This window comes from Halorubrum xinjiangense (assembly GCF_900102375.1).
Taxonomy (GTDB): domain Archaea; phylum Halobacteriota; class Halobacteria; order Halobacteriales; family Haloferacaceae; genus Halorubrum; species Halorubrum xinjiangense.
Genome location: NZ_FNBO01000007.1, coordinates 1 through 25,636 on the forward strand (window position 1 = coordinate 1; position 25,636 = coordinate 25,636).

Sequence of the window (25,636 nt, forward strand, 5' to 3'; positions counted from 1 at the left end):
GCCGCTGACTCCCACCTGTTATTTTTGCCAGCAGGGAGTCGCCGACACTTCGACGGACTTGGAGGTATCTTTGGGCTTGCTCGACCAACAGGCACAGACGAACGCTTCTGGCATTCGCGTTCACCGTGTTGGTGTTTCGGATATTGTCTCATTAGCGGCGGCGAGGCCGCCTCCGAAGGCCGTTCGGAATCGCTCCGTTCCGACCTGACCTTACCCTCAGATACGAATTGACACCACTTGAAACTGCGGACTTTGGAAACTCGGGGATACCACCGGACAGTGGTTCGTGTAGAGTTCTGTCGGATTCATCCTGCGGCTAAAGCCGCAGGTATTCTCCTCGAATCTGTATAAATGACCGAAAACCGCGTTCCGCTCAGCCTTCGAGCTCGAACGCGACCTCGACTTCGGCCTGGTACTCGCGGTCGGCGTCCCCCTGAAGCTCGACTCCGAACTCCTCTACCTCCGCCCAGTAGACGTTCTCGAGGGTGTCCTCGGCGCGGTCGAGGGCGTCGTCGGCCGCGGCGTCGAAGCTCTCCTCGCTCGTCCCGATCAGCGTGATTTTCTTGAACACCATGTCAGGTGCTGGTAGGACACACGGGGGGATAAAAATGGGCGTCCGCGGACGAGGATGAGAGACGGCGGCCCGAGCGCGACGCGATCCCGTCTCGCGGTCGATCTCGGGAGCCGAGGAGCCGAACGCGCTCAGAGTTCCGGAACGGACGTGTACAGCAGGATGACGGCGTTCACGGTCAGGAGCGCCAGCACGACCCACTGGAAGATGCGCTCGGGGATGTGGTCGAAGATGTACACGCCGATCCAGGCGCCGAGGAACACCATCGGCACGGCGACGAGGGCCTCGATCATCAGCGGCGCCGTCACGTCGCCGGTGTAGGTGAGACTCCCGAGGCGGTACAGCATGAGCGTCCCGAAGAAGGCGGTGAACGTTGCCTTCATCTCCTCGTCGCTCCAGAACCCGCTCGCCGACATGAACGCCCCGTAGACGATCATCGGCGGGCCGGGAACGGCGACGGCGCCGCCGAGGACCCCCGCGAGCAGCCCGGCCGTCGCGCCGATTACCTTCCCCGGTCGGTAGTCGTTCTCCTCGATCCAGTCCGTGACGACGTCGAGCTGCTGGGTCGCGCCGACGACGATGACCGCTAGCACCAGAACCCCGCCGATAGCGACGCGCATCTGTGCCGCGTCGAACCCGCTGAACACGACGATTCCGAGCGGCATCCCGACGAGGAGCCCGCCGACGGGGACGATCCATATCTCCCAGTCGAACGCGTCCCGGACGCTCCACCAGACGCGGCCGTTGGCTACCACCGCCGTCGCCGTGAAGATGATCGACGCGCTCGAGGGCGACCGAAACAGCGGCATCATGCCCATCGACACCTGCGCGAAGCCGAACCCGGCGATACCGTGAACGGCGGCCGCGACGAGGATGACGACCGCGGACAACCCCGTTGTCACCCAGTCGCCCGTCACCGAGACCGCCTCCGGTACTGCGGGAGCGTGTGCATCTGAACGGGAGAGACGTCGGCTACATCTGTTATTGTAATGTTCGACGCTAAAGCGGTAAGTGAATCATATCTCAGAGATACGGTCTCTGTAATTATAACCAGACATTCCGAACAGCCGGTGTCGATAACGACACTCAGGATGAACGTACACGAAACGGATATCGGCGACTGGCGGACCCTCGACGGCGCCCCCGTCGACGGCGACCCTGTCGGCGGCGACACCGATGACGCCGACGCGGTCTTCGCTCACGTCAGCGACCTCCACGGGCAGCTAACGCCGCGCCACCAGGTCTACTACGACAACCCGACATCGGGGCCGGAGTTCGACTTCGGAGACGACGACCGCGTCATCGAGCGCGGCGGCGGGATCCCCCTGCTCGCCGCCAAACTCGACGAACTCCGCGAGGCGTACGACGCCTGTACGCTCATGAGCGGGGACACGTTCCACGGGTCCGCCGTGACCGCCTACACGGACGGGCGAGCGATGCTCGCCCCCGTCAACGGACACGTCGCGCCCGACGTCTACGTCCCGGGGAACTGGGACTACTCGAACGAGGCCGCCGAGGACGGCGCCTTCCTCGAACTGATGGACGACCTCGACGCCCCGATTCTCGCGAACAACCTCTACGACTGGGAGACCGAGGAGCGACTGTACGACGCCTACCGAGTTTTCGAGGTCGGTGGGCTCTCCGTGGGCGTCGTCGGGATGACGAACGTCTACGTCGACCGGATGGCGCCCGCGTTCTACGAGGGGAAGTACCGCTTCGGCAAGCATCCCGCGCTCCTCGAGGAGTCCGCACGGGCCGCCCGCGAGGACGGCGCCGACGTCGTGGTCGCGGTCACCGAAATCGGTCTCCCGTGGATGGTCCAAGCCGCCAAGGACTGTCCGAGCGTGGACGTGGCGTTCAGCGCGCACACCCACGAGTACACCTACGACCCGATCGTCGTCGAGGAGACCGAGACGGTCGTCGTCGAGTCCGGCATGGGGGATGCGCTCGGCCGGGTAGACCTCCGCGTTCGGGACGGGAAGGTTCAGTTCCGTCACCGCCTCTACTGTCTGACCGAGGACGGCGAGCACACGCCGGAGCCGGACGCCGACGCGGCGGAGACGGTCGAAGCCGTGCGCGCGCCGTTCTTCGAGGAGACCCCGGGATTCGAGCGCGGGGCCGGCACGCTCGACCGCTCGCTGGAGACGGTCGTCGGTCGGACGGAAAAATCGCTCTCCCGCCAGTCGCTCCTCGAGAGCGCGTGGAACACGCTGTTCAACGACGCCCTCCGGGCGCACTTCGACACCGACCTCGCCGTCTCGCACGGGTTCCGGTACGGGACCGCCGTCCCGCCCGGCGACGTCACGCTCGGCGAGCTGTACACGTTCTTCCCGATGACGACGCCCGTCGCCCGCGGCGTCGCCTACGGCCAGCAGCTCACGACCCACATGGAGCGGTTCCTCGAGGACAGCTTCACGCCGTACCCCTACGACCAGGAGGACGGCCGCGTCCGGAACTTCTCCTCGAACGTCGAGGTGACGATCGACCCGACCGCGAAGCGCGGTCGGCGCCTCGTCGAGCTGCGAGTCGACGGCGAGACGGTCGACCCGGAGGAGACGTACTCGGTGGCGACGTTCCGCCGCCCCGGCGATCCGGAACGCGACCTCGGCAACTGCGGGTTCCCCTTCCGAGACGTCGAGGTCGACGACGGGACGATACCGGTCGACGTCATCGCCGAGTACCTCGACGAGCACTCGCCCGTCGACTACGAGGTGACGGGGCTCGTCGAGACCGCCGAGGACGGCGGCCGAGCCCAGAACACGCCCGCGGACGGGCCGTACCCGTTCATCCAGCCCGGCGTCGACTACGCGTCCGGCGAGGCGTACTGCGAGACGGCCATGATTCCGCGCGGGAACGCGTTCCCCGAAGCGGGGCGTAATCGAACGCGCTAGGCGGCGACGGCGAACGCGACGGGCCCGGCGAACGCGACGGGCCCGGCGAACGCGACAGACCCGACGCGACACAGGCGAGAGACGATGGTCAACAACATCACTGCGGAACGACTCGCGGAGGAGATCGGCGCCGACGAACAGTTCACGCTCATCGACGTGCGCCCCGAGGAGAGCTTCGAGGCCTGGCACGTGCGCGACGCGGAGAACGTGCCGTACGACCCCGACAAGGGGTTGAGCGAGGACCGACTGAACGAGGTGGACGCGCTGGTCGACGACCGACCGGTCGTCGCTATCTGCGGGAAGGGCCTGACGTCGACGCCGTTCGCGTTCGAACTCGACGAGCGCGGCTACGACGACGTCTCGGTCGTCACCGGCGGGATGGAGGCGTGGAGCAAGCTCTACGAGACCGTCCCCATCGAGACAGCCGACGACGACCTCGTCGTCCGGCAGGTCCAGCGCCGAGCGAAGGGCTGTCTCGGCTACGTCGTCGGCTCGAAGGAGGCGGCGGAGGCCGTCGTGGTCGACGCGACCAGACAGACCGATCGGTTCAAAATCGCCGCACAGGACGCAGGGCTCTCCGTCGGGCGCGTGCTCGATACGCACGTCCACGCCGACCACGTCTCGGGCGGTTCGACGCTCGCCGACGAGGTCGGCGTGGCCTACCACCTCGGCGACGCGGCCAGCGAGCGCGGCGTCGAGTACGAGTACGACCCGCTCTCGGACGGCGACGTCATCGAGGTCGGCGACGTCGAGATCGAGGCGCTACACACGCCCGGCCACACCTCGGAGATGCTGAACTACCTCGTCGACGGGGACCTCCTGTTGACGGGCGACACGCTGTTCGTCGACTCCGTCGGGCGGACCGAGCTCCAGTTCGGCGAGGACGACGCCTCGCGCGGAGCGGAGCTGCTGTACGACTCGCTCCACGAGACGATCCTCGAGCTCCCGGACGACACGACGGTTCTGCCGGGCCATCTCGCCGTCACGAGCGACGGGCGCTACGAGAACGGCTCGCCGGGCGAACCCCTCGCGGCCCGGCTCGGAGACCTCCGCGACGAGCTCGACTTCCTCGGGTTGGATCGCGATGCGTTCGTCGAGCGACTAACCGAGGATACCCCGGAGAAGCCCGCGAACTACGAGCGAGTCATCGCCATCAACACCGGCAAAGACACCGTCGACGACGAGAAGGAGGCGACCGAACTCGAGCTGGGGCCGAACAACTGCGCCGCCTGACCGCCATCCTCGCGCTGAGCCACGGGGGTTCCAGCGTCGAGAGACGTGGTCGTTTGTCGCGCCGATACCGTCCGACATCCCGGAGGCGAACGCCGGATCGAAGGGCGCCCGCAGCGTTCGCCGTTGGAAGGCGTCAGGGACTGCCGGGCGCGCCTTCCATCACCGCGAAGTCCTCGCCGTCGCGGTCGATGCCGATGACCGCCCAGTCGTAGGGCGGTTTGGCGTCGACGAGCCGCTCTTGGAGGGCGGCCGCGCGGTCGCGCCACGTGACGAAACACCGGAGCCGGGCCGGGTCGCCCCCGTCTGCGAGATACGGGTCGAGCTCGTCGTCGTCCATACACAGCACCGTCACGAACACGCGCCGCCACTTGCGTTCCGCGACGAACTCGCGTCCGTCCTCGGAGACGGTGTATCCCAGTTCGCGGAAGACGTCTCTGGCCTCGGTCGTCGGGGGGATGCTCGCAGTGGCCATCTACCTCGAAGTTCGGCACCATCCGTGATAAACTTTCTCACGATTCCGACCGCGGAGAATCGGCGGCGCCGTCGGGAACCGTCCGGAGAGCAGCGAACGCGGCTTACTCGTGAGCCGCGTCCCACTCGTCCGGCTTCCGGAGGTTGCCGCACTCAGTACACTGGATCCGGCCCATCGTGTCCATCGCGGTGTCGAACGACCCGCAGTTGCCGCAGCGGAACCCCCAGCGGGACTCGCCCGCCTCGTCCTCGAAGACGAGGTAGAAGGGGCCGTCCGCGCCGCGCTCGGTGCGCGACCGGTCGGTGTACACCCGCTCCCCGCTCGGCGTCGTCGACGCTTCCAAGCTCATAGCGTCCCGTACCCTCCCGAGCGACTTAAGCGGCGGACTCGTGCGTCGGGAGAAAAGGGAACAAAAGCCCGAGAATCGGACCGCGACTCGCTACGTCCGGAACGACTCGCCGCAGCCGCACTCGGAGACGACGTTCGGGTTCTCGACCTCGAAGCCGGCCGCCTGAAGCCCGTGTTCGTAGTCGAGCGTGCTCCCGCCGATGTAGTTCTTGCTCGCAGGGTCGACGAACACGCGGAGTCCGTGGTGTTCCACGACGAGGTCGTCCGATTCCGGCTCGGTGTCGAAGCGCATCCCGTACGACAGCCCCGCGCAGCCGCCCTGCTGGACGAACAGCCGCAGTCCGGCGATGTCGGTGTCAAGCCCCTCGCCCTCCAAGAGCGAGAGCGCCTCCTCCGCGGCGTCCGGCGTTACCTCGATCGCCGGGTCGTTCCCCTCGGTCCCGGTGTCGGCCGGTTCGGTACTCATGCGAACGGGTTCGGCACGGACACTCAAAACCCTGCCGGCGGGAGCGATCCGGGCGACCGACGGTCTCGGGCGTAGCGGGGGCCCGCTCACGGCGTCTCCGCGCGGGAGTCGGGCGTCTCCGCGTCGGCGTCCGGTCTCGCCCCGGACGCCGCGTCGGCCGCCGGATCGCGGGGGGGTTCGGGGTCGGGAGCGGGGGATTCGGCGTCGAGAGACGAGGCGGCCGGGAATGACTTGCCGGCGCTCGTGACGGTCACGTCACGTTTCGGGTACGGGATCTCGATCCCGGCGTCGCCGAGCGCCACGTACAGCGCGCGGTTGAGTTCGTGTTGCGCGCGGCGGCGCCGAGTCGGGCCGTTGACCCAGCAGAGGAGCTCGTACTGGAGCGCGGAGTCGCCGAACGACCGGAAGCGGGCGCGGGGTTTCGGCGAGTCGAGGACGAGCGGCTCCGCGGCCAAGACCTCCATGGCGAGCGTCTCGAAGGCGTCGACGTCGGTGCCGTAGGCGACACCGATGGGAACCCGGATGCGCCGGCGGCGCTGCGGGGCGGACTCGTTCGTCACCTTGGCGGCGTTGAGCGCCGCGTTCGGCACCGTCACCAACACCTCGTCGCGGGTGAGCAGCGTCGTCGAGCGCACGCCGACCTTGATCACGGTCCCGGCCGTGCCGTCGTCCAAGACGATGTAGTCGCCGATCTTGTACGTGTCGTCGAAGTACAGCGCGATGCCGCCGAAGAAGTTCGCGACGGTGTCCTTCGCCGCGAAGCCGACCGCGATGCCCGCGACCCCCGCCGCGCCGAGCAGGGGCGTGATCTCGATGCCCCACAGCCACAGCAGGGTGCCGGCGCTCCCGACCAGCACCGCGAGCGTCCAGACGTTCGAGAAGACGGGCGCGAAGTCGAACCGGCCGCCCTCGGCGTTGACCGCGGCCACGAGCCGGTTCACGACGGCGTTGGCCGCGTACGCCCAGACGAGGACGATCACCGACAGCGACGGCCGCCCGAACACCGCGTCGAGCAGCCGCGGCTCCACTATCACCGACGCCCGCACCGCGGGGACCTGCGTGAGGACGAAGACGCCGGCGAGCGCGGCGGTGACGACGAGCGGGGCGCGCAGCGAGGCGATGACGATGTCGTCGTACGCGGAGTCGGTGGTCGAGACGATCCGACGGGCGACTCGCAGGACGACGAACTCCATCCCCACGGCGGCGACGATCGAAACCGCGAGGACCGCGAGGGTCGCCTCGACCGCCGAAAACCCCTCGAACAGCGCCGCGAGCGACGGTATCATGCCTTCGAGACGCCGCTGTGCGAGATAACCGTTTCTGCGGAAGACGCGTCGCTCACCGGGTCGGTGTCGTCCCGACAAGATCGACGAGGTCGCGGAGGGTGTCGATCTCCGCGGTCGGCTCGACATCGAGGTCGAGCGCGGCGTTGTGCTCGCGCCTGAGGAACACGCCGTCGAGGCCGGCCCGCTCGGCGGCGATCACGTCGGTGGCGCGGTCGCCGACGTAGAGTCCCCCGGTCGCGTCGAGCGCGTCGAGCGCCTCGTTCAGGTAGTGCGGGTCCGGCTTGCGGCGGCGGAACCCGTCCGGACCGAGGTCGCGGCCGCGGACGAACGAGAACGCGTCGAGCCGGAAGTGGTCGACGACGAACTCCACGGTCGGGTGGTAGTTGTTGCTCACGAGCCCGACGGGGACGCGCTCCGCGAGCTCGCCGATCGCGTCGACGTCCGGACAGAGCCGTCTCGTCCCGGCCGCGAGCCGGGCGACGGAGCGCTTCGCGCTGCGCTCCTCGCGGGCCCGGAACAGGGTCGCGGGATCGACGCCGAGCTCCTCGCAGGCGCCTTGGAAGCCGTCGTCGTACTCGTACGTCTCCAGCGGGCGCCGGAGGTCGCCGGGAACCCGCAGGTCCCGTTCCTCGAGCACGTCGTCGAGCGCACGGCTGTGAACGGCGTCGTCGGTCCCCCAGCCGTCGAGGATCACGCCGTCCATGTCGAAGAGGACGACCCCCTCGCTCCGTCTCTCGGTCGCCATCAGCGCACCTTCCGTCGGGCGTACGCCGACACGCCTTCGCTGACGAGCACGACGCCGAGGATGGCGACGAGGAGCGCCGACACCGTCCGCCACGCGAACGAGTCGATCGCCTCGAACAGCTGGACGCCGATCCCGCCGGCGCCGACGAACCCGAGGATCGTCGCCGCGCGGACGTTGATGTCCCAGCGGTACACGCTGAGCCCGACTAAGGCGGGCTTGATCTGCGGGACGATTCCGTAGACGAGCAGCTGAGCGGGGCTCGCGCCGGTCGCCCGGACCCCCTCCACCTGCCCGAAGTCGATCTCCTCGATCTCCTCGCCGAGGAGCTTCGCGAGGAACCCGATCGACCGGACCGCGGTCGCGACGGTGCCGGCGAGCGCGCCCGGCCCGAACATCACGACGAACAGCAGCGCCCAGACGATCGTGTGGACCGACCGCGAGACGGTGACGATGACCTTCCCGAGCGCGTACGTCGCCCGGTTCGGCGTCGTGTTCTCCGCGGCGATGTACGCGACCGGCGCCGCCATCGCCACCGCCGCGATCGTCCCGACGACGGCGATCTGTATCGTCTCGGCGAGCGGGCCGACCGCGTTCGGCAGGTACGCCCAGTCCGGGGGGTACATGCGTCCGATCAGGTCACCGACTTGTGTCGGAGCCGTAGTCACGTACCGGAGACTCATGTCGAGCCACTGCCACGAGGCGATCACCACCGCGGCCGCGATGACGACGGACCCGATCCGGAAGAGACGCTCCCTCGCGTCGAACCGGCTCCAGTCGCGGGTGGCTCCCGCCATCACTGGACCCTCCGTCTGACGAGGGCGCTCACGAACTCGGCGACGAGGACCACCGCGATGATCGCGATGAGAATCGCCGCCACGTAGTCGTACTCGTACCGTTGGTAGGCCCGCTGGAGGAGGACGCCGATCCCGCCGGCGCCGACGATCCCGACGATCGTCGACGACCGGATGTTGATGTCCCACCGATACACGGCGAGTCCGGCGAAGCGCGGAACGACCTGCGGGACGACCCCGTAGACGAGGCTCTGGAACCGGGAGGCGCCGGTCGCCCGGACTGCCTCGACACCTCCCATGTCGATGTCCTCTAAGTCCTCGGCGAACAGCTTCGAGAAGAAGCCGATCGTCTTGAAACTGATCGCGACGATCCCGGCGAGCGGGCCGAACCCGAGCGCGATGACGGCGATGATCGCGACGATCAGCCCGTCGATGGCGCGCGTGGCGCTGATGATACCGCGACTGAGGTAGTAGGTCGGCTTCGGCGAGATGTTCTCGGCCGCCCCGAACGCCACCGGGAGGCTGATCGCGATCCCGGCGACGGTCGCGACCATCGCCATCGCGATCGTCTCGATCATGCGATCAAACAGTCTGAGCATGTTTTCGTTGCCGGTCTCGGGCGGCAACATCGAGTCGATCAGCTCGTAGCCGTACCCGATCCCGGAGAGGAAGCGGGCGGGCGTGATCTGGAGGCTCGCGACCGACCACGCGATCAGCGCGAGGACGAGGCCGTACACCAGCCACTTGACTCGGCGGCTCCGGAACGCGGTCGGGCGCTGCCACGACCGTCGATTCGCCGCGCCCGTCGACCCGGCCGGCGAGGACGACTCGGTCGCCACGGGTCAGTCCTCCGCGGGCAGGCGGTCCGGGTCAACGTCCGAGCCGTTGCGGGCGCTCGATTCTTCGTCCGGACCCGACAGCCAGTCCGGGTCGGTGGCGGCCGACTCCGGCGCCTCCTCGCCGCGGTAGATGACGCCTTTCGACTCTCCGGTGAGATCGCACGCCGGCCCGTCGAAGACGAGCTCGCCGGCGTGGAGCCCCAGGATTCGGTCCGCGTACGCCTCCGCGAGGTCGACCTCGTGGATGTTGATCAGCACGGGCACGTCGCGGTCCTCGGCGATGTCGGTGAGCAGCTCCATCACGTCGCGGGAGGTCTCGGGGTCGAGGCTCGAGGTCGGCTCGTCGGCCAACAGGATCTTCGGCTCCTGAACGACCGCCCTCGCGATCCCGACGCGCTGGCGCTGCCCGCCGGAGAGCTCGTCGACCCGCTTGTCCTCCATGCCGTCGAGCCCGACGAGGTCCAGCAGCTCGTAGGCGCGCTCGACGTCCTCCGGCGGGAAGTTCCGCCGGAGCGCGGCCCAGTTCGAGACGTAGCCGAGGCGCCCGGAGAGCACGTTCTCCATCACGGTGAGCCGCTCGACGAGGTTGTACTCCTGGAACACCATCCCGATGTTCCGACGCGCGTCCCGCAGGTCGTCCTCGTTGAGCGACGTCAGCTCCTTCCCGTCGAGCCGAACGCTCCCGGCGGTCGGCTCAGTCAGCCGGTTGATACATCGGACGAACGTGCTCTTCCCGGCGCCGCTCGGACCGATCATCGCCACGAACTCGCGGCCGTCGATGGTCACGGAGACGTCCCGGAGCGCCTCGTCGCCGGTCGGGTACGTCTTGCCGAGGTTCTTCGTTTCCAGCATCGGTCACAGGTTCCCGCTCTCGTACTCGACGCCGTTGTACCGCTGGATGATCAGGATGTCGTTGAAGACGTTCTTGTAGTCGATTTCGACGTACTCGGCCTCACCGGTGTTTTCGGCGTACTCGGTGTCCGTCCAGTCGGTCCCGATGGTCGCCTCCTTGATCCCTTCGACGATGTCCGGGTGGAGGTCGTATCGGTGGACCATCGGACCCGGCGGGAACGGGTTGCTCGCCCAGACCACTTTGAAGTCGTCGTAGTCGATGTCCTCTGTCGACCCGATGAGGTCATCGACGCAGGTGCTGCAGATCGGACCGGCGTCGTAGTCGCCAACCGCGATGCCGCGGGCGGTCTGGTCGTGGCCGCCCGAGAATTCCCTCTCGTAGTCCTCGCCGGCCGTCACGTCGAAGAACTGGTCGAACAGCGCCGACGGCGCCTGGTTACCGGAGTTCGACGCAGGCTCGGAGTGCGTGACTGTGACATCGTCGCGCGCGAAGTCGTTGACGGACTGGATGTCGTGCTCGTCGTCGCGGGTGATCGCCAGCAGCCGGTAGCCGAACTGTCCAGAGGGACTTATCGGGACCGCGAACGGCACGATGCCGCCGAGGTTGACGCCGAACGCCGACGTCCCTGTCGAGATGTCGCCCAGGTGTCCGCGACCCGCCCGGAACGCCTCGACCGTCGCCGCGTTCGAGTCGACGGGCTGCCACTCGACCGTCCGGCCCGTCGTCTCCTCGAGCCGATCCAGGAGCGGCTGGATGGTCTCCTGGTACTGCGCCTGGCCGGATTCGCCGGGCTTGTCCACGAAGATGAGCGGGTCGGGGTCGACCCACTCGCTCTCGTCGTCGGGCAGATCCCGCGGCGGCTCGCCGTGAGCGATCTCGTCGACATCCTGGTTCCGCATGTTCTCCAGGTCCGTCTGACTCCCCTGGAAGTAGTCGTTCTCCGCGATCGCCGTCATCAGGTAGTTGTTCTCCTCCCAGTTGGGCTCGGCGGGATTGAACTCCGAAGCGTCCGCGAGCATCGGGTCGCCCGACCCGCCGTCGCCGCCGTCGCTTCCGTCACTGCCGTCTTCGCTGCTCGACTCTAGGCCCGCTCCGGCCTCGTTGCCGCCGCCGCTCCCGCCGGAACAGCCTGCCAAGCCGGCGATTCCGACCGCGCCGCCAGCGAGGATGAACTTCCGTCTGGAACTCGTCTCCGTCCGTTTGCCGGTGTCTTCCACCATTACGACTCAAACTCCGCATTTCGGGGTAAGAAGGCTGCTATGAGCCGAACATGGCCGATCGTACCAGCACGTGGCCGTCCCGAGCGGAACGTACCGTTCGCACCGCTACGAGAGGAACTGTGACATATAAATCGGTACATATCGCTCCGGAGACAGATACCGGGCGGAGAAGAGGTCCGGGGTACGGGGACGAGAGCGGGGGTACGGGGACGAGGACCGCCGGACGGGAGCGAGGACCGCCGGACGGGGACGAGGGCCGCCGGACGAGGACGAGGGCCGCCGGACGAGGACCGCCGGGCCGCGTTTCCGCCCGGCGGAGCGGCCGCTCGGCCTACTCGAACCGCTTCCGGACGCTCTCGGCGTGCGCCTCCAGTCCCTCCGCCTCGGCGAGCGTCGTGATCGGCTCCGAGAGGTCCGCGAGCGCGTCGCGGTCGAGCCGCTGGACCGTCGACGACCGGAGGAAGGTGTCCACGGAGAGCCCGCCGTACCGCTTCGCGCCGCCGTTCGTCGGCAGCACGTGGTTCGTCCCGGCCGCGTAATCGCCCGCGGCGACCGGGGAGTACGGCCCCAGGAACACCGAGCCGGCGTTGGTGATCCGGTCTAAGAGCGCCTCGTCGTCGTCGGCCACGATCGAGAGGTGTTCGGCCGCGTACTCCTCGGCGAACAGGACGGCCTCCGGCATCGAGCGCGCGTGGAGGACGCCGGAGGCGTCGTTGTCGAGGGCGGCCCGGATCGTCTCCCCGCGCTCGCGATCGGCGGCCTGCGCGTCGACCGCGTCGGCGACGGCGTCGGCGAGGGCGGCGTCGTCCATGACCGCGACCACCGAGGCGTTCGGGTCGTGTTCGGCCTGCGCGACGAGGTCGGCCGCGACGAGCTCGGGGTCGGCGGTCTCGTCGGCGAGGACGAGCACCTCGCTCGGGCCGGCGAGGAAGTCGATCTCGACGTCGCCCTGAACGATCGACTTGGCGGCCGTGACCCACTTGTTACCCGGCCCGACCACCTTCTGGGTCCGCGTCACCGTCTCGGTCCCGTACGCGAGCGCGGAGATGGCCTGCGCGCCGCCGACCTGGTACACCGCGTCGGCGCCCGCCTCGTGGATCGCCGCGAGGGTGACCGGGTTGAGCTCCTCGGCTGGCGGGGTCGCGACCGCGACGTGGTCGACGCCGGCGACGACCGCGGGGACGATCCCCATCAACGCGCTGGAGGGGTACGCGGCCGCGCCGCCGGGCACGTACACCCCGACGCGGTCGATGGGGCGGAAGCGGCGGCCGAGCTCGCGGCCGCCGAAGTCGTCGCGCCAGTCCTCGGGGCGCTGCCGCTCGTGGAACTCGCGGACGTTCGCGGCCGCCTCTTGGACCGCGTCGAGGACCGGGTCGTCCGCGTCCGCCAGCTCGTCGTGCGCGCGCGCCGCTTCGTCCGTCACGTCGATATTGCCGACGGCGACGCCGTCGAACTCCTCGGCGAACTCGCGGACCGCGACGTCGCCCTCCTCGCGGACCCGCTCGACGATCTCCCGCACGTCTTCGCGGACCCCCTCGACGCCGGCGTCGCGCTCGAAGAGGGCGCGCCGCTCGGCCGGCGAGAGGTCCGCGACGGTTCGTACGTCCATACGCGTCGTCGGGGACGGCGGGGCAAGGGCGTTCCGACTCGGCCGAACGCGCCGACGGCGACGACTCACCCGAGCCGACGGATCCCGGTCACGTCGAGGAGGGCGAGGACGAAGAGGCCGATCAAAAGCGCCGCCGCCATGAAGAAGACGGGGGCCGACGCCGCGACGGCGACCCCGTAGGGCGCCACCAGTCGCGTCGTGCCGCGGATCAGGAAAGAAACGAACACGAGGCCGAACGCGGCGAACGCGAGGGCGACGAACCGGGAGCGGTCCATCCAGGCTCAGTCCGTCTGCGGGACGCCCGTTCCGTGCGGGCCGTGACCGTGGCGCTCGCGGCTGGGGTCGAAGTCGGTACACATGTCGTAGAACACCGCCTCGGGGTCGCGGTTCCACTGCCACTTCCAACGGGTGCGGACGAGCAGCGACAGCTTCCGGGTGAGCGACAGCTCCGGGGTCGCCGAGACGGTGTCGTAGCCGCGGTTTCGGATGAGTCGGTGGTGGTCGACGTACAGGACCGCCGCGAGCAGCACCGCGAGCTGGCAGTCCTCGGGGAGGTACTTGATCCCCGCGACGCCCTCCTCGTAGAGGCGCTCGGTGCGGGCCATCTCCTCGCGGATCGCGGCCGCGACGTTCTCGTCGAACTCCAAGTCGAGGATCTGTTGCTCGCTCACGCCGTGGCGACGGAGCGTCTCCAGCGGGAGGTAGATCCGGTCGCGCTCGACGGCGTCCTCGCGGACGTCGCGGAGGAAGTTCGTCATCTGGAACGCCTCGCCGAGCTTCGTGGCGTGCGGGAGCGCCTCGGCCTCTTCCTCCGGGTCGAGGTCCATGATCGCCGTCATCATCCGCCCGACGGCGGCCGCGGAGCCGTCCATGTACGCCTCCAACTCCGCGTAGGTCTCGTAGCGGTCGGTGTCGATGTCGCTCTCCATGGCGTCCACGAACGAGTGGACGTCCTCGTCCGGGATGTCGTTGCGGTCGACCACCTCCGCAAACGCCTCTAACACCGGGTCGTCGGTCGGCTCCTCGCCGAGCGCGGCGGCCCGGAGCCGGTCGAGCTCGGCCCGCTGTTCGGCGGGCGTTCCGGTGTCCTCCGCGTCGACGACCTCGTCGGCGATGCGGAAGAACCCGTACAGCACGTACGTCGGGTGGCGGATCCGCTGCGGCAGCAGCCGGGTGGCGACGTGGAACGTCTTCCCGGTGCGGCGCTGGATCCGCTTGCTCCGGGCAACCTGCTTTTGCTCTACCATGCTGACCTCGGAAGGCCGGCGTGGAGGATCACGTACGGGTCGCCCATCATGGAAGAAAGGTCGGCCTCCAAGAACATAACAGTTCGCACGACCTAGTCTGGTCCTCGGTCCCTCCTGTTAATTCCCGCGGATCCCGGAGGGCGCACAGCGGAGCCGACATTAATAGAACGTGTCGCTACAGTCGTAGACGACGCCGTGCGCCGGGCAGACGTACTTACAGTGCCGGTGGTACATCGGTGTTTCACAGACCGGACACGGGCGACCACCGTCGTTCCCCGGCTCCTCGTTCACGCTCGTGATACGCGGCCGACCATCAAAACGCTGTCCACCGATAGAGCAGCCGCGACACCTATTCTCCGATAGAGCGGCCGCGACACCTGACCAGTTAGCCGTCCGGAACCGGTGGCCCGCGAGCCCGGTTAGCTGTCGGCCAGCCGGTCGTAGACGGACCGGGCCACCGACGCCTCGCCGAACGGGAGCGTCAACACGCCCTCCCACTCGGAGCCGGTGAGCGCGTCGACCGTCTCCCGGTCGAGTTCGACGCGCCGCACCTCGGTCCCGTCGAGCGTCATCGACACCACGAACGCCGCCGGGTCGTCGGTCGCGCCGGCCTCGTCGAGGCGGGTCCGGAACGACTCGACGCCGACGTCGGGGAGCACGACCTGAACGAGGTACTCGCCCTCCTCGGAGAAGACGCCCTTGACGCGGTCGAGGTCGCTCGCGTCGAACAGGGGCGCGTCGGTGCCGTCGGCGGCGGTCAGCCGCGCCTCAAACGGCGCGTCCGGGTCGACGGCGGCCGACTCGGGGCCGTCGTCGCCCGCGTCCGACTCACCTGCCGGGCCCGGTCCGCCGCCGACACCGCCGATCGCCTCGCCGTCAGTCACCGTCGCCGCGCCCGCGAAGCCGACGGCGCCAACCGCGCCGACCGCGCCGAGGCCGCCGAGTACGCCCCGTCGAGAGATGTCCATACCCCGGAGTCCCGGCGAGCCGTAAAAAGGGTTACACGCCGATTTCCGCGCGCGATAATTGCGGAAATCCGGAACGTTCGCGGCCGCCGGTCGACGGCGGCCGATGCGGACGCGAGCGCGAGCGACGCGGACGCGAACGACGAGGGCGGCTACGTCGACTCGAATGCGACTTCGTCCCGGGTCGCCGTCTCGCCGAACAGCCAGTCGGCGTGGTCGACGGCGTACTCGCGGTGTTCCTCGGTGATGTAGCCGAGCGCGTCCTCGACGACGACGGGGCGGTAGTCGCGGAGGCCCGCGCTGCCGGCGGTGTGGAGGACGCAGACGTTCGCGAGCGTGCCGCAGATCAGCAGGTCAGCGATTCCGTGCGCGTCGAGGTATCCCTCCAGATCGGTCCGATAGAAGGCGTCGTACGTGTGTTTCTCGACGACGTGGTCTTCCTCACGCACGTCGAGGTCGGCGAGGAGCTCCGCGTCCCACGACCCCTCGACGACGTGTTCGCCCCACCGGTCGAACTCGTCGTAGTAGTGGGTCTCGTCGAACTGCTCGGGCGGGTGGACGTCGCGGGTGTAGACCACGCTCGCGCCGGCGTCGCGGGCGCGGTCGACGAGCGCCGTTACGGGCTCGACCGCCGCCTCGCTCGGCTCGGCGTAGAGGCTCCCGTTCGGGTGACAGAACCCGTTTTGCATGTCGACGACGACCACCGCGGTTGCTGTGGGATCGAACGCCATACCGAGGGTTGGGGCGGGCGCCTCAAAAACCGTCGTCCCGGTGGAGCGGCGCGGACCGCCGTCTCCGCGAGGCCGCTGAGCGCCCGGCGCCGCGCACCGCCGGCCCGCGCCGAAAAATCCGCCGGCTGCGGCGCCGAAGGAACCGACAAACTACTTACCGGAGCGTCCGATACGATTCGTATGCGACGGGTTCTCACCCTCTCGACCGCGGCCGCGGCCGTCGCCGCGGTCGCCGTCATGTGTGTCGCCTTCACCGCCGGCGCCGGTGCCGCCGCTGCCCCCGACGCCGGCGCGGTCTCCGCCGCGTCCGGGAGCGGGCCGACCGCTCCGGGCGCGGCGCCCTCCGCGTCGGCCGACGAGTGCGACCCCGGCGACGGCACCGAACTGGTGGGGTGCTGGAACGGGATCCACTACGAGGAGTCGGTCGACTTCGAGGAGACGGACGGGCTCAACGAGACGCAGTTGGAGGCCCTGACGGACCTGACGATGGCGCGCGTCGAACACGTCCGGCAGCGACCGTTCAAGGAGGACGTGCCGGTCGAGACGGTCACCCGGAGCGAGTACGCCAACGACACCGCGGGCGGCAACAGCTCGGAGGCGTTCCGGCGCTGGAACGACCAGGTGTGGGAGGCGCTGTTCGTCGTCGGCGACGACGCGGACGCCAACGACGAGATCGACTCGGTGTTCGGCGGCGCGGTCTCCGGCTTCTACTCGCCGTCGGACGACCGGATCGTCATCGTCGTCCCCGACGGCGAGTCCCCCGACATCGACCCCTCGACGCTCGCGCACGAGCTGCTCCACGGGATGCAAGACCAGTACCACGACCTCACTGACCCGCGCTACGTCGGCGCGACGCAGGACGGCGACCTCGCGGTCAACGGGATAGTCGAGGGGGAGGCCGTCCACGTCGAGGAGCGGTACGCGGCCCGCTGCGCGGACAACTGGACCTGCGCCGAGGCGCCCGAGGGCGACGGTGGCGGCGGCGACGGCCCGGACTTCAACTTCGGCATTCTCCAGACCGTGCTCCAGCCGTACGGCGACGGCGCGCTGTACGTCCGCGAGCTCCGCGACGAGGGGGGGTGGGCCGCCGTCAACGCGACGATGAACGATCCGCCGGAGTCCACCGCGGAGGTCATCCACCGGAACCCCGACTACGAGGAGGGGAACGTCACGTTCGAGGACGCCGCGACCGGCGGGTGGGAGACGTACGAGGACCAGGGCGTCGCGGGCGCGGAGACCGCCGGCGAGGCGTCGATGTTCGTGATGTTCTGGTACCAGAGCTTAGAGTACCGGCACGCCGTGTTGGAGCCCGACGCGACCGTCCAGCAGAACGTCCAGATCCACCTCGACGCGGAGGCCGAACTCGAGACCCGGGCGGCGTATAACTACGCGCACCCCGTCACCGACGGGTGGGCCGGCGACGAGCTGTACCCCTACCGGAACGGCGACCGCGACGGCTACGTCTGGGCGACCGAGTGGCAGACCGAGGCGGACGCCGCGGCGTTCCGCGACGCCTACGTGCGGATGCTGACCGCGCACGGCGAAGGCGACTACAACGACGGGACGGTGTACACGATAGACGACGGCGACGACGCCGACTTCCCCGGCGCGTACGGCGTCGAGCGAGACGGCACGAGCGTGACGGTGACCCACGCGCCCTCCCCGGAGGGCGTCCTCGATCTCCGCCCGGACACCGACCTCGCGCTCCCGGACGCAGACGGCGAGGACGGGAGCGACGGCGGCGACGACGGCGAAAACACGAGCGACGGCGACGACGGTACCGACGGGAACGGAAGCGACGGCGACAACGGCACCGACGACGAGAACGGGAGCGGCGAGACGGACGACAGCACGCCCGGGTTCGGCGTCGCGGCGGCGCTTGTCGCGCTCGCGGCCGCCCTCGGGCTGTTCGCGCGACGGTCGGCGTAGCGCGGCGCTCGCTCGGCCGGGACTCTCGGACGCTCGCTCCCGGCGGCCGCCGCGACACGGGTGGCTTTTCGTCCCCGCGGCCGAATCACCGGGCATGAGCGAGTTCGACATCGTCGACGCGGCCGCGGTCCGGGAGGGACGCGCGACCGACGCGTACTTCGAGCGGACCGAGGCGGCGCTGGAGGCGGTCGGGAGGAACCCCCGCGTGGTCGCCGAGGTGACGGCGGACCAGTTCCCGGACGGGGAGTTCGAGCTGTTCGCCGGCCTCGGAAACGCCGTCGAGCTGCTCGCCGGCCGCGACGTCGACGTGGACGCGATCCCGGAGGGGCGGCTGTTCGACGGCGGCCCGGTGATGCGGATCGAGGGACCGTACCTCGCGTTCGCGCGGCTGGAGACGTCGCTTCTGGGCTTCCTCTCGCACGCGTCCGGGATGGCGACGGCGGCGCTCGACTGCCGGGTCGCCGCGCCGGACGCGTCGGTGCTCTCCTTCGGCGCGCGCCACGTCCACCCCGCGATGACCGCGGCGGTCGAGCGCTCCGCGCTGGTGGGCGGGTTCGACGGCTTCTCGCACGTCGCCGCCGGCGACCTGATCGGGCGGGAGGCGTCCGGGACGATGCCCCACGCGCTCGCCATCTGCTTCGGTCGGGGCGAACAGGAGGCGGCCTGGCGCGCCTACGACGAGGGCGTCCCCGCGGACGCGCCCCGGATCGCGCTGTGTGACACCTACTCCGACGAGGTCGACGAGGTGCTCCGCGCGGTCGAAACGCTCGGGGACGACCTCGACGGCGTCCGCCTCGACACGACCGGCTCCCGGCGCGGCGACTTCCGGCACATAATCCGCGAGGTACAGTGGGAACTCGACGCGCGGGGGCACGAGGACGTCGACGTGTACGTCTCCGGCGGGCTCGGCCCGGCGGACCTCCGCGAGCTGCGCGACGTCGTCGACGGGTTCGGCGTCGGCGGCTACGTCTCCAACGCGGACCCGGTCGACTTCGCGCTCGACCTCGTCGCCGTCGGCGGCGAGCCGGCGGCCAAGCGGGGGAAGCTCTCCGGCGCGAAAGACGTCTACCGCACCGCGGACGGCGCCCACGCGGTCGGGCTCGCGGAGCGCTCGGGGCCCGAGGGCGCCGAGTCGCTCATGCAGCCCGTGATTCGCGACGGGGAGGTCGTCGTCGAGGACGCGTTCGAGCTGTCGGCGGCGACGGAGCGAGCGCTCGCGGACGCGGAGGCGGTGGGGTACGGGACGGACAGCTGAGAAGAAACGGAACGGGACGGCAGTCTACAGCTCTTCGACGGCGCCGCCGTCGGCGCGCTCTCGGAACACTTGGCCCTCGATGAGCGTCACCATGGTGTCCTCCTCCTGCCACGCGGTGGGCGAGAGCTTCGCCTTCCGGCAGGTGCGCGAGAGGAACTCCGCGGCCGACCAGCCGTTCTCGACGGGGACCGTCGGGTAGAGCCAGCCGTGGGCGTTGCCGCTGTCGACGGCGACGCCGTGGGTGCCGATCTGGAGTTCCTCGGCCGGGTCGTTCGTGAGGACGGTGTTCGAGACGACGAACACCGAGACGGTGATGTTGTCGAGCTCCTTCGGCTCCACCTCGGAGCCGCAGGAGTCGCCCGAGGCAGCCTTGATCGCGGCCTCGACGATGGCGTGGCCGAGTTGGTCGGAAGTGTCCCACGCGCCGGCGCAGCCGCGGAGGCGACCGCGTCCTCGAGTCGACTGGAGCCGGACGAACGCGCCCGTGCGGGCGTAGAACGCCTCTCGCATGCTGCCGGGCTGTTCGCGTTGCCCGTGTCGAACGAACGACTCGACCGCCTCCCTCGCGAGTTCGACCGCTCGTGCACCGTCGTCGTACGACAGCTGAACGGTCTGAGCCTCGGACATGAGAGTCCATTACAGTGCTGACGACTTGAACGCTTCCCTTGTTCACCGCTCGCACGGCGCTCGCGGCGTCTCGCTCGAAAGCCGTCGTTCTCGGCGTGACGATCCGACCGAAGACAAACCCGAAGACGCGCCCGACCGAACCGCTTATTCGCCGGCGGGCGATAGGACAGTCCGGACAGAGGGAGCCCGACTCCCGTGCCTCTGGCATGAGGAAAGTCCCCCCACCGGCCGGACAGGCGACCGGGCACACGCCCGGAGTCGGAGACGGCTGGCTCTGGAACAGCAACGACACCCCCCGCCCCGACCGATGAGTCGCGTGCGGTCGCCTCGGCGACCGACGGCGTTCGCGGGGTCACCCGCGAACGCGCGAACCGACCCGCGAGGGAAGGGAGTTAACCCGATGAGGGCAGCGTGGCTTTGCCACGTTATAGACGGGCGGGAACGGATGGAACGGCGAATCCTCGCCGGTGCAAGTCCGCGCCACAAGGTAGTCCGGCCACGGCGCGGACGCTCAGCCGAATGTCGGGACGAACCGAAGGGGGCTTACTCCCCTCAGTCCGCTCGCACCGACCAGCGGAGCGACTGTCCCGCGGCTATTTATAAATCGAAGATGCGGCGGCGCGTGCCGACGAGCGCCCGAAAGGCGCGAAGTCGCACGCGCGAGGGACGCCGCGAACGCCCGAAGGGCGTGAGCGGCGAGGCTGGGGAGGTGTGAGGTGCTGTGCGGTGCGGGGCGGGACTCGAAGGGGCAGTCGCGAGGGCAGCGCAGGCGACGTAAGCACCGCAGGAACGAGCGGAGCGAGTGACGAGGAGCGCAGCGAGCGTGCGCCGCCCTCGCGGCTGGGGCTTCGGATGTGTTCGCCGTCAATTCGGCCTCGACGATTTATAAGCGAGCGGCTGGGGCTTCGGATGAGTTCGCCGTCAATTCGGCCTCGACGATTTATAAGCGAGCGGCTGGGGCCTCGGATGAGTTCGCCGTCAATTCGGCCTCGACGATTTATAAGCGAGCGGCTGGGGCCTCGGCGGTGTGCGTCACCGATCCGCTCTCAACGATTTATAAATGAACTGCTAGGGCTTCGACGGCGTTCGTCGCCGATCTGCCCGCACTAGTTTATAAACGATCGACTGGAAACTCCGACTCAGATCCGTCTCAAGCCGTCTCCATCTCCCGCTCCAGCTCGCGGAGCTTCTCGATGCGGTTCTCCGTCGAGGGGTGCGTTGAGGCGATCTTGCCGACGAAGCCGGCCTTGATCGGGATGATGAAGAACGCGTTCATCTCAGCCTCCTCGCGGAGGTCCTCCTTGGGCACCTTGTCCATCCGGCCGTCGATCGTCATCAGCGCGGAAGCGAGCGCGCCGGGCTTCCCGGTGATGAGCGCCGCGCCGCGGTCCGCGGAGTACTCGCGGTAGCGCGAGAGCGCGCGGATGAGCAGGAACGAGACGACCCACACGACGAGCGACACGAGGATCGCCACGATGACGGGCGCGCCCTGGCGGTTGTCGCCGCCGAGCAGCCAGCCCCAGCGCACGATGAAGAAGGCGATGGTCGAGAGGAACGAGGCGATGGTCATCACCATCACGTCGCGGTTCTTGACGTGGGCGAGCTCGTGGGCTAAGACGCCGTCGAGCTCGTCCTCGTCGAGGCTCTGTAGGAGGCCGGTCGTCACCGCGACGGTGGCGTTCTTCTTGTTCCGGCCGGTGGCGAATGCGTTGGGAACCTGCGTGTTCGCGACCGCAACGGTCGGCTTCGGCAGGTCGGCCTGCTGGCTCAGCCGCTCGACGCGGCGGTGGAGGTCGGGATACTCGTCCGGGCTCACCTCGCGGGCGCCCATGCTCCGCAGCGCCAGCTTGTCGCTGAAGAAGTACTGGGCGATCGAGAACCCGCCGAGCATGATCAGCGGGAAGAGGAAGTCGCCGAAGTACACCGTCAGGGCTCCGACGAACACGACGTAGAGGGCGAACAGGAGGAACATCGTGAACGCCATCCGTCCACGCAACCCCCAGTCTGTCTTCCAGTCCATACGCCTAAATTACCGTTCGGCGCGTTAAAGCCTGCCGGAGCGGGAAGGCGTGGTCGCCGAACGACGCCGCGAATCGGAACGCTCCTGCGGGGACCTCGGCGAGCAACGCCCTTTTTCGGGCGCTCCCCGAGGGACAGATATGGAAACCGTCCTCGTCACCGGCGGCCGCGGCGCCTCCGGCCGCTGGGTCGTCGACCGCCTCGCCGGCGACTACGACGTCGTCGTCGTCGACTACGACCACCCCGGACTCGGCGTCGACCCGGCCCCGAACGTCTCGTTCCGCGCGGCCGACCTCGCCGAGCGCGACCAGGCCCTCGACGTCGTCGCCGCCGTCGACCCCGACGCGGTCGTCCACTGGGCGGCAATCCCCGTCGCCGGCACCCACCCCGAGGGCCGGGTGTTCGAGACGAACGCGCTCGCCGCGAAGCACGTCCTCGACGCGGCCGGCCGGGCCGACACCCCGATCGTCCAGGCCTCGAGCGACGGCGCCTACGGCTTCTTCTTCGCCGACCCGACGCCGTTCCCGGACGAGCTACCGGTCACCGAGGAACACCCGCTCCGCCCGGAGGACCCGTACGGGCTCTCGAAGGTGACCGCGGAGGCGGCGGCGGGCGCGGTCGCGCGCCGCCACGACGTGCCAGCGGTCTCGATCCGGCCGTCGTGGATCCAGTTCCCCGGCGCGTACGCCTGCCGCGACGACGGCTACGTGAGCGACCTCGACGCGGGCGCCGGAAACTTCTGGTCGTACGTCGACGTCCGCGACGTCGCCGACCTCGTCGCGGCCGCGCTCGCGGACCTTCTCGGCGACGACCCCGCCGTGGCCCCCGGCGCCCACGAGGCGGTCAACTGCGTCGCGGCCGACAACGCCCTCGGTCGCCCCCTCCTCGACCTGTTGCGCGAATCGTACGGCGAGATTCCCGAGGACTGCGCGGTCGACGAGACCGAACTCGCCGAGGGCGACGACCGCGGTGCCTACGCGATCGCAAAGGCGGAGGAGCTGTTCGGGTGGACGCCGTCGCGCTCGTGGCGCGATGCGGCCGACGAGGCGATCGAGGAGCCGACGCTGTTCGAGGCGTAGCCCGCAGCGAACGCTCGCTGTCGATTCAATACTTGCCGCGACGAACGATCTCCCTCAGCCCCCCGTCTGCGACGCTCCGGGGGTCTGCGTCGCTTTCGACGGCGAATCGGCCGACGGAGACCGTCACGGACGTCAGCGGTTCTGCCCACTGCCGGTCGCTTGATGCGGCGATGTCTCGTCGGATGGAAACATGAGCGAGGCAGATCACACCGAACGGTTCGCGGTATCGGCGGAAAGCGAGAGCGAGACCAAGACGGTCGTCGAGGCGCGCGACTTCGAATTCGTCGTCGACGAGCCGTCGTCGCTCGGGGGGACGGACGACGGACCGAATCCCGTCGAATACCTCATCGGCGCGTGGGCCGGTTGTCTCAACGTCGTGGTACACACCGTCGGCGAAGAGCGCGGGATCGACCTCGAACGCGTCGCGATAGACATCGAGGGCGACCTCGATCCCCGGAAATTCATGGGTATCGACGAGGATCCCCGAGCGGGATACCGAGAGATCAACGCGCGAATCGAAGTCGAGTCCGACGCCGACGAGGAGGCGCTGGAAGCGTTAGCCGCGGAAGTCGAGGAGCGGTGTCCGGTCGGCGACAACATCGAGAATTCGACGCCGACAGACGTGGTCATCGACGCGGCCTGAGACGTGGCTATCGACGCGACCCGATCAGTTTCGCGACATAAACGGCCAACTGACCTCAAATCGACAAGATTGCGTTGACGAGCGTCCGCGTCGCGATGGCGGTGACCGCGCCGAGCCACGTGAGGAGGACGAAGTGGATGTAGCCGTTCGCGGGGTTCCCGCCGTCGATGCGGCGGATCATCTGTGAGGAGAGCGCCGCGTTGAACAGCACGACGGTAAGGAGGAGGTACTCGATGAGCGGGATGTCGTAGGCGCCGGGGTAGACGATCTGGCCGATGTCCATCTCTTCGAGCCCGAAGTCGGCGGTCAGATCGGCGAGGATCGCGACGATCTCCAGCCCGATGAAGAAGGCGAACGTCGCGGCCGCGGTGATCCCGTACAGCAGGCCGATGAACGTCATCGCCGCCTGCCGCCGCTGCTCGCGCAGCTGGTTGACGGCGTTCATGTTCTTCGAGATCAGCTCGCCGAGCATCTTCGGGTCCCCGCCCATCCGCCGCCCGACGAGGTACATCTCGGAGAACTTCTGAATGAGGTACGACCGCGTGTCACGTGTGAACGCGCGCCACGCGCCCTCGGTACTGATCCGCATGTTGAGCCGGCGGTAAAGCCGCTCGATGGCCTCTGAAAGCTCGCCGAAGTTCTTGTCGCGCAGCGTCGTCAGCACGTCGGTCGTCGTCGACTGCTTCGCGCTCTCGGTCGCGCCTAGCGCGCGCACGAACGACGGAAACTCCCCGTCGCGGGCGGAGATCGCCTGCTCCTCGTTCCGGAGGACCACCCCGGTGACGATGAGCGGGGAGATGGGGACCGCGAGGTACAGCGGTAGCTGGACGTCGTCGAGGAAGAAGAGGAGGCCGGGGAGCCCGGGACCGTAGCCGAACATCCCGGCGGCCGTGATCCCGATGAGGACGAACGTGAGCGCGCCGCCGCCGATCAGAGAGCCCCACAGCCTGAGGTCGCCGGGCGCCCGCTCGTCGGGGTGGTACCAAATCGGGTCGTACGGCGACGTCGCGCGGATCATCGCGTAGAAGCCGAGCTGGACGAAGACGAAGAGGACGATGACGGCCGCCACCGTCGCGGTCGGGTCGTTGCCGGTGAGGATCGGGAGGACGACGGCGAACACCAACGCGAACGTCATCGAGAGGATCATCGACATGTACAGATCCTTCATCACCTCCAGGTTCGAGAGCGCGGACTCGTAGCGTGTCTCGTACTGCGCTAACATCACGTCCTGCTCGGAGACGAGGAACTCCTCGAGCGACTGCCCCGCGCCCATCGTGTAGCCGAGGCGGTCGAAGAAGTCGGCCATCGCGTCGGAGGGGACTTCCTGCGCGCGGCGGCGACACGCGTCGTCGAGGCTCTGGTTCCACGTGTCGACGAGGTGGACGACGCGACCGATCTCCTCGGCGGCGACGCCGTACTCCTCCTCTTTCGCCAGCGTCCGGAACACCTCCATCCGGTCGATGTTCGTCGTCGACAGCACCGTCATGTGCGTCATCACGAGGTGTAGCTGGTTGTCGATCTTCGTCTCTAAACTGGAGAGGTAGATCTTCGGGTAGATGACGGCCGCGAACAGGATGAGCCCGCCGAACATCGGGATCGGGACCCGGGCGGCGAAGGGGAGCGGGAGCGCGACCAGGCCGACGACGCTGCCGAGGAACACGAACACGGCCGGCAGCAACACGAGGCCGACGTACTTCCCCTTGGAGATGTCGAGCTGCTCGTACGACTCCATCACCTCGGAGGTGAGCTTGGCGGCCATCGCGAGCCCGTCGCCCATCTGTTTCACGGCCATCGCTAGCTCGCCTCCGTCGTCGGCT

The 25,636-nt window shown here is 68.8% G+C and carries 26 protein-coding genes and 1 other RNA gene; 7 read left to right on the forward strand and 20 right to left on the reverse strand.

Annotated elements, in window-relative coordinates:
• Positions 1-373: 373 nt before the first annotated feature.
• Both F3H13_RS09240 and F3H13_RS09245 read right to left on the reverse strand, forming a co-directional pair.
• The gene (locus tag F3H13_RS09240; protein ID WP_149798752.1) at positions 374-574 is read right to left on the reverse strand and encodes a dodecin; all 201 of its coding nucleotides are present in this window, start codon (positions 572-574) and stop codon (positions 374-376) included.
• A gap of 128 nt (positions 575-702) precedes the next feature.
• Complete coding sequence (locus F3H13_RS09245; protein WP_149798753.1) at positions 703-1,488, reverse strand: sulfite exporter TauE/SafE family protein; 786 nt, start codon at positions 1,486-1,488, stop codon at positions 703-705.
• 174 nt (positions 1,489-1,662) lie between these two features.
• Between F3H13_RS09245 and F3H13_RS09250 the strand changes: the two genes are divergently transcribed.
• Positions 1,663-3,462: a 5'-nucleotidase C-terminal domain-containing protein gene (locus F3H13_RS09250; RefSeq protein ID WP_149798754.1), complete on the forward strand. Its 1,800-nt coding sequence runs from the start codon at positions 1,663-1,665 to the stop codon at positions 3,460-3,462.
• Between the two features lie 84 nt (positions 3,463-3,546).
• Positions 3,547-4,695 (forward strand): MBL fold metallo-hydrolase, encoded by a 1,149-nt coding sequence (locus tag F3H13_RS09255; protein WP_149798755.1) that lies wholly within the window; start codon positions 3,547-3,549, stop codon positions 4,693-4,695.
• Positions 4,696-4,828: 133 nt separating this feature from the next.
• On the opposite strand, the gene F3H13_RS09260 is transcribed toward F3H13_RS09255, so the two are convergent.
• The 15 genes from F3H13_RS09260 to F3H13_RS09325 all read right to left on the reverse strand — a co-directional run bounded on the left by F3H13_RS09260 (position 4,829) and on the right by F3H13_RS09325 (position 16,267).
• Positions 4,829-5,167, reverse strand: a complete 339-nt coding sequence (locus F3H13_RS09260) for a DUF7116 family protein (RefSeq protein ID WP_149798756.1) — start codon at positions 5,165-5,167, stop codon at positions 4,829-4,831.
• 103 nt (positions 5,168-5,270) lie between these two features.
• Positions 5,271-5,516 (reverse strand): DUF5816 domain-containing protein, encoded by a 246-nt coding sequence (locus F3H13_RS09265; protein ID WP_004597528.1) that lies wholly within the window; start codon positions 5,514-5,516, stop codon positions 5,271-5,273.
• A 90-nt stretch (positions 5,517-5,606) separates the two neighbouring features.
• Entirely contained in the window at positions 5,607-5,981 is a 375-nt protein-coding gene (locus F3H13_RS09270) for a HesB/IscA family protein (RefSeq protein ID WP_149798757.1), read from the reverse strand.
• An 86-nt stretch (positions 5,982-6,067) separates the two neighbouring features.
• Positions 6,068-7,267, reverse strand: coding sequence for a mechanosensitive ion channel family protein (locus F3H13_RS09275; RefSeq protein WP_149798758.1), 1,200 nt, complete (start codon positions 7,265-7,267; stop codon positions 6,068-6,070).
• Between the two features lie 52 nt (positions 7,268-7,319).
• Positions 7,320-8,012 (reverse strand): HAD family hydrolase, encoded by a 693-nt coding sequence (locus F3H13_RS09280; RefSeq protein ID WP_149798759.1) that lies wholly within the window; start codon positions 8,010-8,012, stop codon positions 7,320-7,322.
• The gene (gene phnE / locus F3H13_RS09285; RefSeq protein WP_149798760.1) at positions 8,012-8,806 is read right to left on the reverse strand and encodes a phosphonate ABC transporter, permease protein PhnE; all 795 of its coding nucleotides are present in this window, start codon (positions 8,804-8,806) and stop codon (positions 8,012-8,014) included. Before phnE (F3H13_RS09285) ends, F3H13_RS09280 begins: the two co-directional genes overlap by 1 nt.
• A complete protein-coding gene (gene phnE, locus F3H13_RS09290; protein WP_149798761.1) occupies positions 8,806-9,642 on the reverse strand; it encodes a phosphonate ABC transporter, permease protein PhnE in 837 nt (278 codons plus the stop codon). The genes phnE (F3H13_RS09285) and phnE (F3H13_RS09290) overlap by 1 nt, the downstream gene beginning before the upstream one ends.
• Positions 9,643-9,645: 3 nt before the next feature.
• Positions 9,646-10,494, reverse strand: coding sequence for a phosphonate ABC transporter ATP-binding protein (phnC, locus tag F3H13_RS09295; RefSeq protein ID WP_149798762.1), 849 nt, complete (start codon positions 10,492-10,494; stop codon positions 9,646-9,648).
• A 3-nt stretch (positions 10,495-10,497) separates the two neighbouring features.
• Positions 10,498-11,715 (reverse strand): phosphate/phosphite/phosphonate ABC transporter substrate-binding protein, encoded by a 1,218-nt coding sequence (gene phnD, locus F3H13_RS09300; protein ID WP_149798763.1) that lies wholly within the window; start codon positions 11,713-11,715, stop codon positions 10,498-10,500.
• Between the two features lie 331 nt (positions 11,716-12,046).
• Positions 12,047-13,324, reverse strand: coding sequence for a histidinol dehydrogenase (gene hisD / locus F3H13_RS09305; RefSeq protein WP_149798764.1), 1,278 nt, complete (start codon positions 13,322-13,324; stop codon positions 12,047-12,049).
• Positions 13,325-13,389: 65 nt separating this feature from the next.
• Positions 13,390-13,599, reverse strand: coding sequence for a hypothetical protein (locus F3H13_RS09310; protein WP_149798765.1), 210 nt, complete (start codon positions 13,597-13,599; stop codon positions 13,390-13,392).
• Positions 13,600-13,605: 6 nt separating this feature from the next.
• Positions 13,606-14,571 (reverse strand): phytoene/squalene synthase family protein, encoded by a 966-nt coding sequence (locus F3H13_RS09315; protein WP_149798766.1) that lies wholly within the window; start codon positions 14,569-14,571, stop codon positions 13,606-13,608.
• A gap of 159 nt (positions 14,572-14,730) precedes the next feature.
• Positions 14,731-14,862 carry an HVO_2523 family zinc finger protein gene (locus F3H13_RS16525; RefSeq protein WP_262488597.1) on the reverse strand — a complete coding sequence of 44 codons (132 nt, stop codon included), beginning with the start codon at positions 14,860-14,862 and terminating at the stop codon, positions 14,731-14,733.
• A 128-nt stretch (positions 14,863-14,990) separates the two neighbouring features.
• A complete protein-coding gene (locus F3H13_RS09320) occupies positions 14,991-15,539 on the reverse strand; it encodes a hypothetical protein (protein WP_149798767.1) in 549 nt (182 codons plus the stop codon).
• A gap of 149 nt (positions 15,540-15,688) precedes the next feature.
• Positions 15,689-16,267 carry a cysteine hydrolase family protein gene (locus F3H13_RS09325; protein ID WP_149798768.1) on the reverse strand — a complete coding sequence of 193 codons (579 nt, stop codon included), beginning with the start codon at positions 16,265-16,267 and terminating at the stop codon, positions 15,689-15,691.
• Positions 16,268-16,447: 180 nt separating this feature from the next.
• Between F3H13_RS09325 and F3H13_RS09330 the strand changes: the two genes are divergently transcribed.
• Together F3H13_RS09330 and F3H13_RS09335 are read left to right on the forward strand one after the other, a co-directional pair.
• Positions 16,448-18,196 (forward strand): Hvo_1808 family surface protein, encoded by a 1,749-nt coding sequence (locus F3H13_RS09330; RefSeq protein ID WP_149798769.1) that lies wholly within the window; start codon positions 16,448-16,450, stop codon positions 18,194-18,196.
• A 94-nt stretch (positions 18,197-18,290) separates the two neighbouring features.
• A complete protein-coding gene (locus F3H13_RS09335; RefSeq protein WP_149798770.1) occupies positions 18,291-19,451 on the forward strand; it encodes a nicotinate phosphoribosyltransferase in 1,161 nt (386 codons plus the stop codon).
• 24 nt (positions 19,452-19,475) lie between these two features.
• Here the strand turns inward: F3H13_RS09335 and F3H13_RS09340 are convergent, their stop codons facing one another.
• Positions 19,476-20,078 (reverse strand): TIGR00296 family protein, encoded by a 603-nt coding sequence (locus tag F3H13_RS09340; RefSeq protein ID WP_149798771.1) that lies wholly within the window; start codon positions 20,076-20,078, stop codon positions 19,476-19,478.
• Between the two features lie 174 nt (positions 20,079-20,252).
• On the opposite strand from F3H13_RS09340, the gene rnpB reads away from it, so the two are divergent.
• Positions 20,253-20,636: RNase P RNA component (gene rnpB / locus F3H13_RS09345), an RNA gene on the forward strand.
• A 592-nt stretch (positions 20,637-21,228) separates the two neighbouring features.
• On the opposite strand, the gene htpX is transcribed toward rnpB, so the two are convergent.
• Positions 21,229-22,098: a zinc metalloprotease HtpX gene (gene htpX / locus F3H13_RS09355; protein ID WP_149798773.1), complete on the reverse strand. Its 870-nt coding sequence runs from the start codon at positions 22,096-22,098 to the stop codon at positions 21,229-21,231.
• 139 nt (positions 22,099-22,237) lie between these two features.
• Here htpX and F3H13_RS09360 point away from each other — a divergent pair, with 139 nt between their 5' ends.
• A complete protein-coding gene (locus tag F3H13_RS09360; RefSeq protein WP_149798774.1) occupies positions 22,238-23,176 on the forward strand; it encodes an NAD-dependent epimerase/dehydratase family protein in 939 nt (312 codons plus the stop codon).
• A 190-nt stretch (positions 23,177-23,366) separates the two neighbouring features.
• A complete protein-coding gene (locus F3H13_RS09365; protein WP_149798775.1) occupies positions 23,367-23,819 on the forward strand; it encodes an OsmC family protein in 453 nt (150 codons plus the stop codon).
• A gap of 55 nt (positions 23,820-23,874) precedes the next feature.
• On the opposite strand, the gene flaJ is transcribed toward F3H13_RS09365, so the two are convergent.
• Positions 23,875-25,611: an archaellar assembly protein FlaJ gene (gene flaJ / locus F3H13_RS09370; protein ID WP_149798776.1), complete on the reverse strand. Its 1,737-nt coding sequence runs from the start codon at positions 25,609-25,611 to the stop codon at positions 23,875-23,877.
• Positions 25,612-25,636: the final 25 nt, after the last annotated feature.

Bases quoted from the DNA above. Each gene is read 5' to 3' on its own strand.
- F3H13_RS09240 (WP_149798752.1), bottom strand. From the start codon at position 574: ATGGTGTTCAAGAAAATCACGCTGATCGGGACGAGCGAGGAGAGCTTC.
- F3H13_RS09250 (WP_149798754.1), top strand. From the start codon at position 1,663: ATGAACGTACACGAAACGGATATCGGCGACTGGCGGACCCTCGACGGC.
- F3H13_RS09255 (WP_149798755.1), top strand. From the start codon at position 3,547: ATGGTCAACAACATCACTGCGGAACGACTCGCGGAGGAGATCGGCGCC.
- F3H13_RS09260 (WP_149798756.1), bottom strand. From the start codon at position 5,167: ATGGCCACTGCGAGCATCCCCCCGACGACCGAGGCCAGAGACGTCTTC.
- F3H13_RS09265 (WP_004597528.1), bottom strand. From the start codon at position 5,516: ATGAGCTTGGAAGCGTCGACGACGCCGAGCGGGGAGCGGGTGTACACC.
- F3H13_RS09270 (WP_149798757.1), bottom strand. From the start codon at position 5,981: ATGAGTACCGAACCGGCCGACACCGGGACCGAGGGGAACGACCCGGCG.
- F3H13_RS09275 (WP_149798758.1), bottom strand. From the start codon at position 7,267: ATGATACCGTCGCTCGCGGCGCTGTTCGAGGGGTTTTCGGCGGTCGAG.
- F3H13_RS09280 (WP_149798759.1), bottom strand. From the start codon at position 8,012: ATGGCGACCGAGAGACGGAGCGAGGGGGTCGTCCTCTTCGACATGGAC.
- phnE (WP_149798760.1), bottom strand. From the start codon at position 8,806: ATGGCGGGAGCCACCCGCGACTGGAGCCGGTTCGACGCGAGGGAGCGT.
- phnC (WP_149798762.1), bottom strand. From the start codon at position 10,494: ATGCTGGAAACGAAGAACCTCGGCAAGACGTACCCGACCGGCGACGAG.
- phnD (WP_149798763.1), bottom strand. From the start codon at position 11,715: ATGGTGGAAGACACCGGCAAACGGACGGAGACGAGTTCCAGACGGAAG.
- hisD (WP_149798764.1), bottom strand. From the start codon at position 13,324: ATGGACGTACGAACCGTCGCGGACCTCTCGCCGGCCGAGCGGCGCGCC.
- F3H13_RS09310 (WP_149798765.1), bottom strand. From the start codon at position 13,599: ATGGACCGCTCCCGGTTCGTCGCCCTCGCGTTCGCCGCGTTCGGCCTC.
- F3H13_RS09315 (WP_149798766.1), bottom strand. From the start codon at position 14,571: ATGGTAGAGCAAAAGCAGGTTGCCCGGAGCAAGCGGATCCAGCGCCGC.
- F3H13_RS09320 (WP_149798767.1), bottom strand. From the start codon at position 15,539: ATGGACATCTCTCGACGGGGCGTACTCGGCGGCCTCGGCGCGGTCGGC.
- F3H13_RS09325 (WP_149798768.1), bottom strand. From the start codon at position 16,267: ATGGCGTTCGATCCCACAGCAACCGCGGTGGTCGTCGTCGACATGCAA.
- F3H13_RS09330 (WP_149798769.1), top strand. From the start codon at position 16,448: ATGCGACGGGTTCTCACCCTCTCGACCGCGGCCGCGGCCGTCGCCGCG.
- F3H13_RS09335 (WP_149798770.1), top strand. From the start codon at position 18,291: ATGAGCGAGTTCGACATCGTCGACGCGGCCGCGGTCCGGGAGGGACGC.
- F3H13_RS09340 (WP_149798771.1), bottom strand. From the start codon at position 20,078: ATGTCCGAGGCTCAGACCGTTCAGCTGTCGTACGACGACGGTGCACGA.
- htpX (WP_149798773.1), bottom strand. From the start codon at position 22,098: ATGGACTGGAAGACAGACTGGGGGTTGCGTGGACGGATGGCGTTCACG.
- F3H13_RS09360 (WP_149798774.1), top strand. From the start codon at position 22,238: ATGGAAACCGTCCTCGTCACCGGCGGCCGCGGCGCCTCCGGCCGCTGG.
- F3H13_RS09365 (WP_149798775.1), top strand. From the start codon at position 23,367: ATGAGCGAGGCAGATCACACCGAACGGTTCGCGGTATCGGCGGAAAGC.
- flaJ (WP_149798776.1), bottom strand. From the start codon at position 25,611: ATGGCCGTGAAACAGATGGGCGACGGGCTCGCGATGGCCGCCAAGCTC.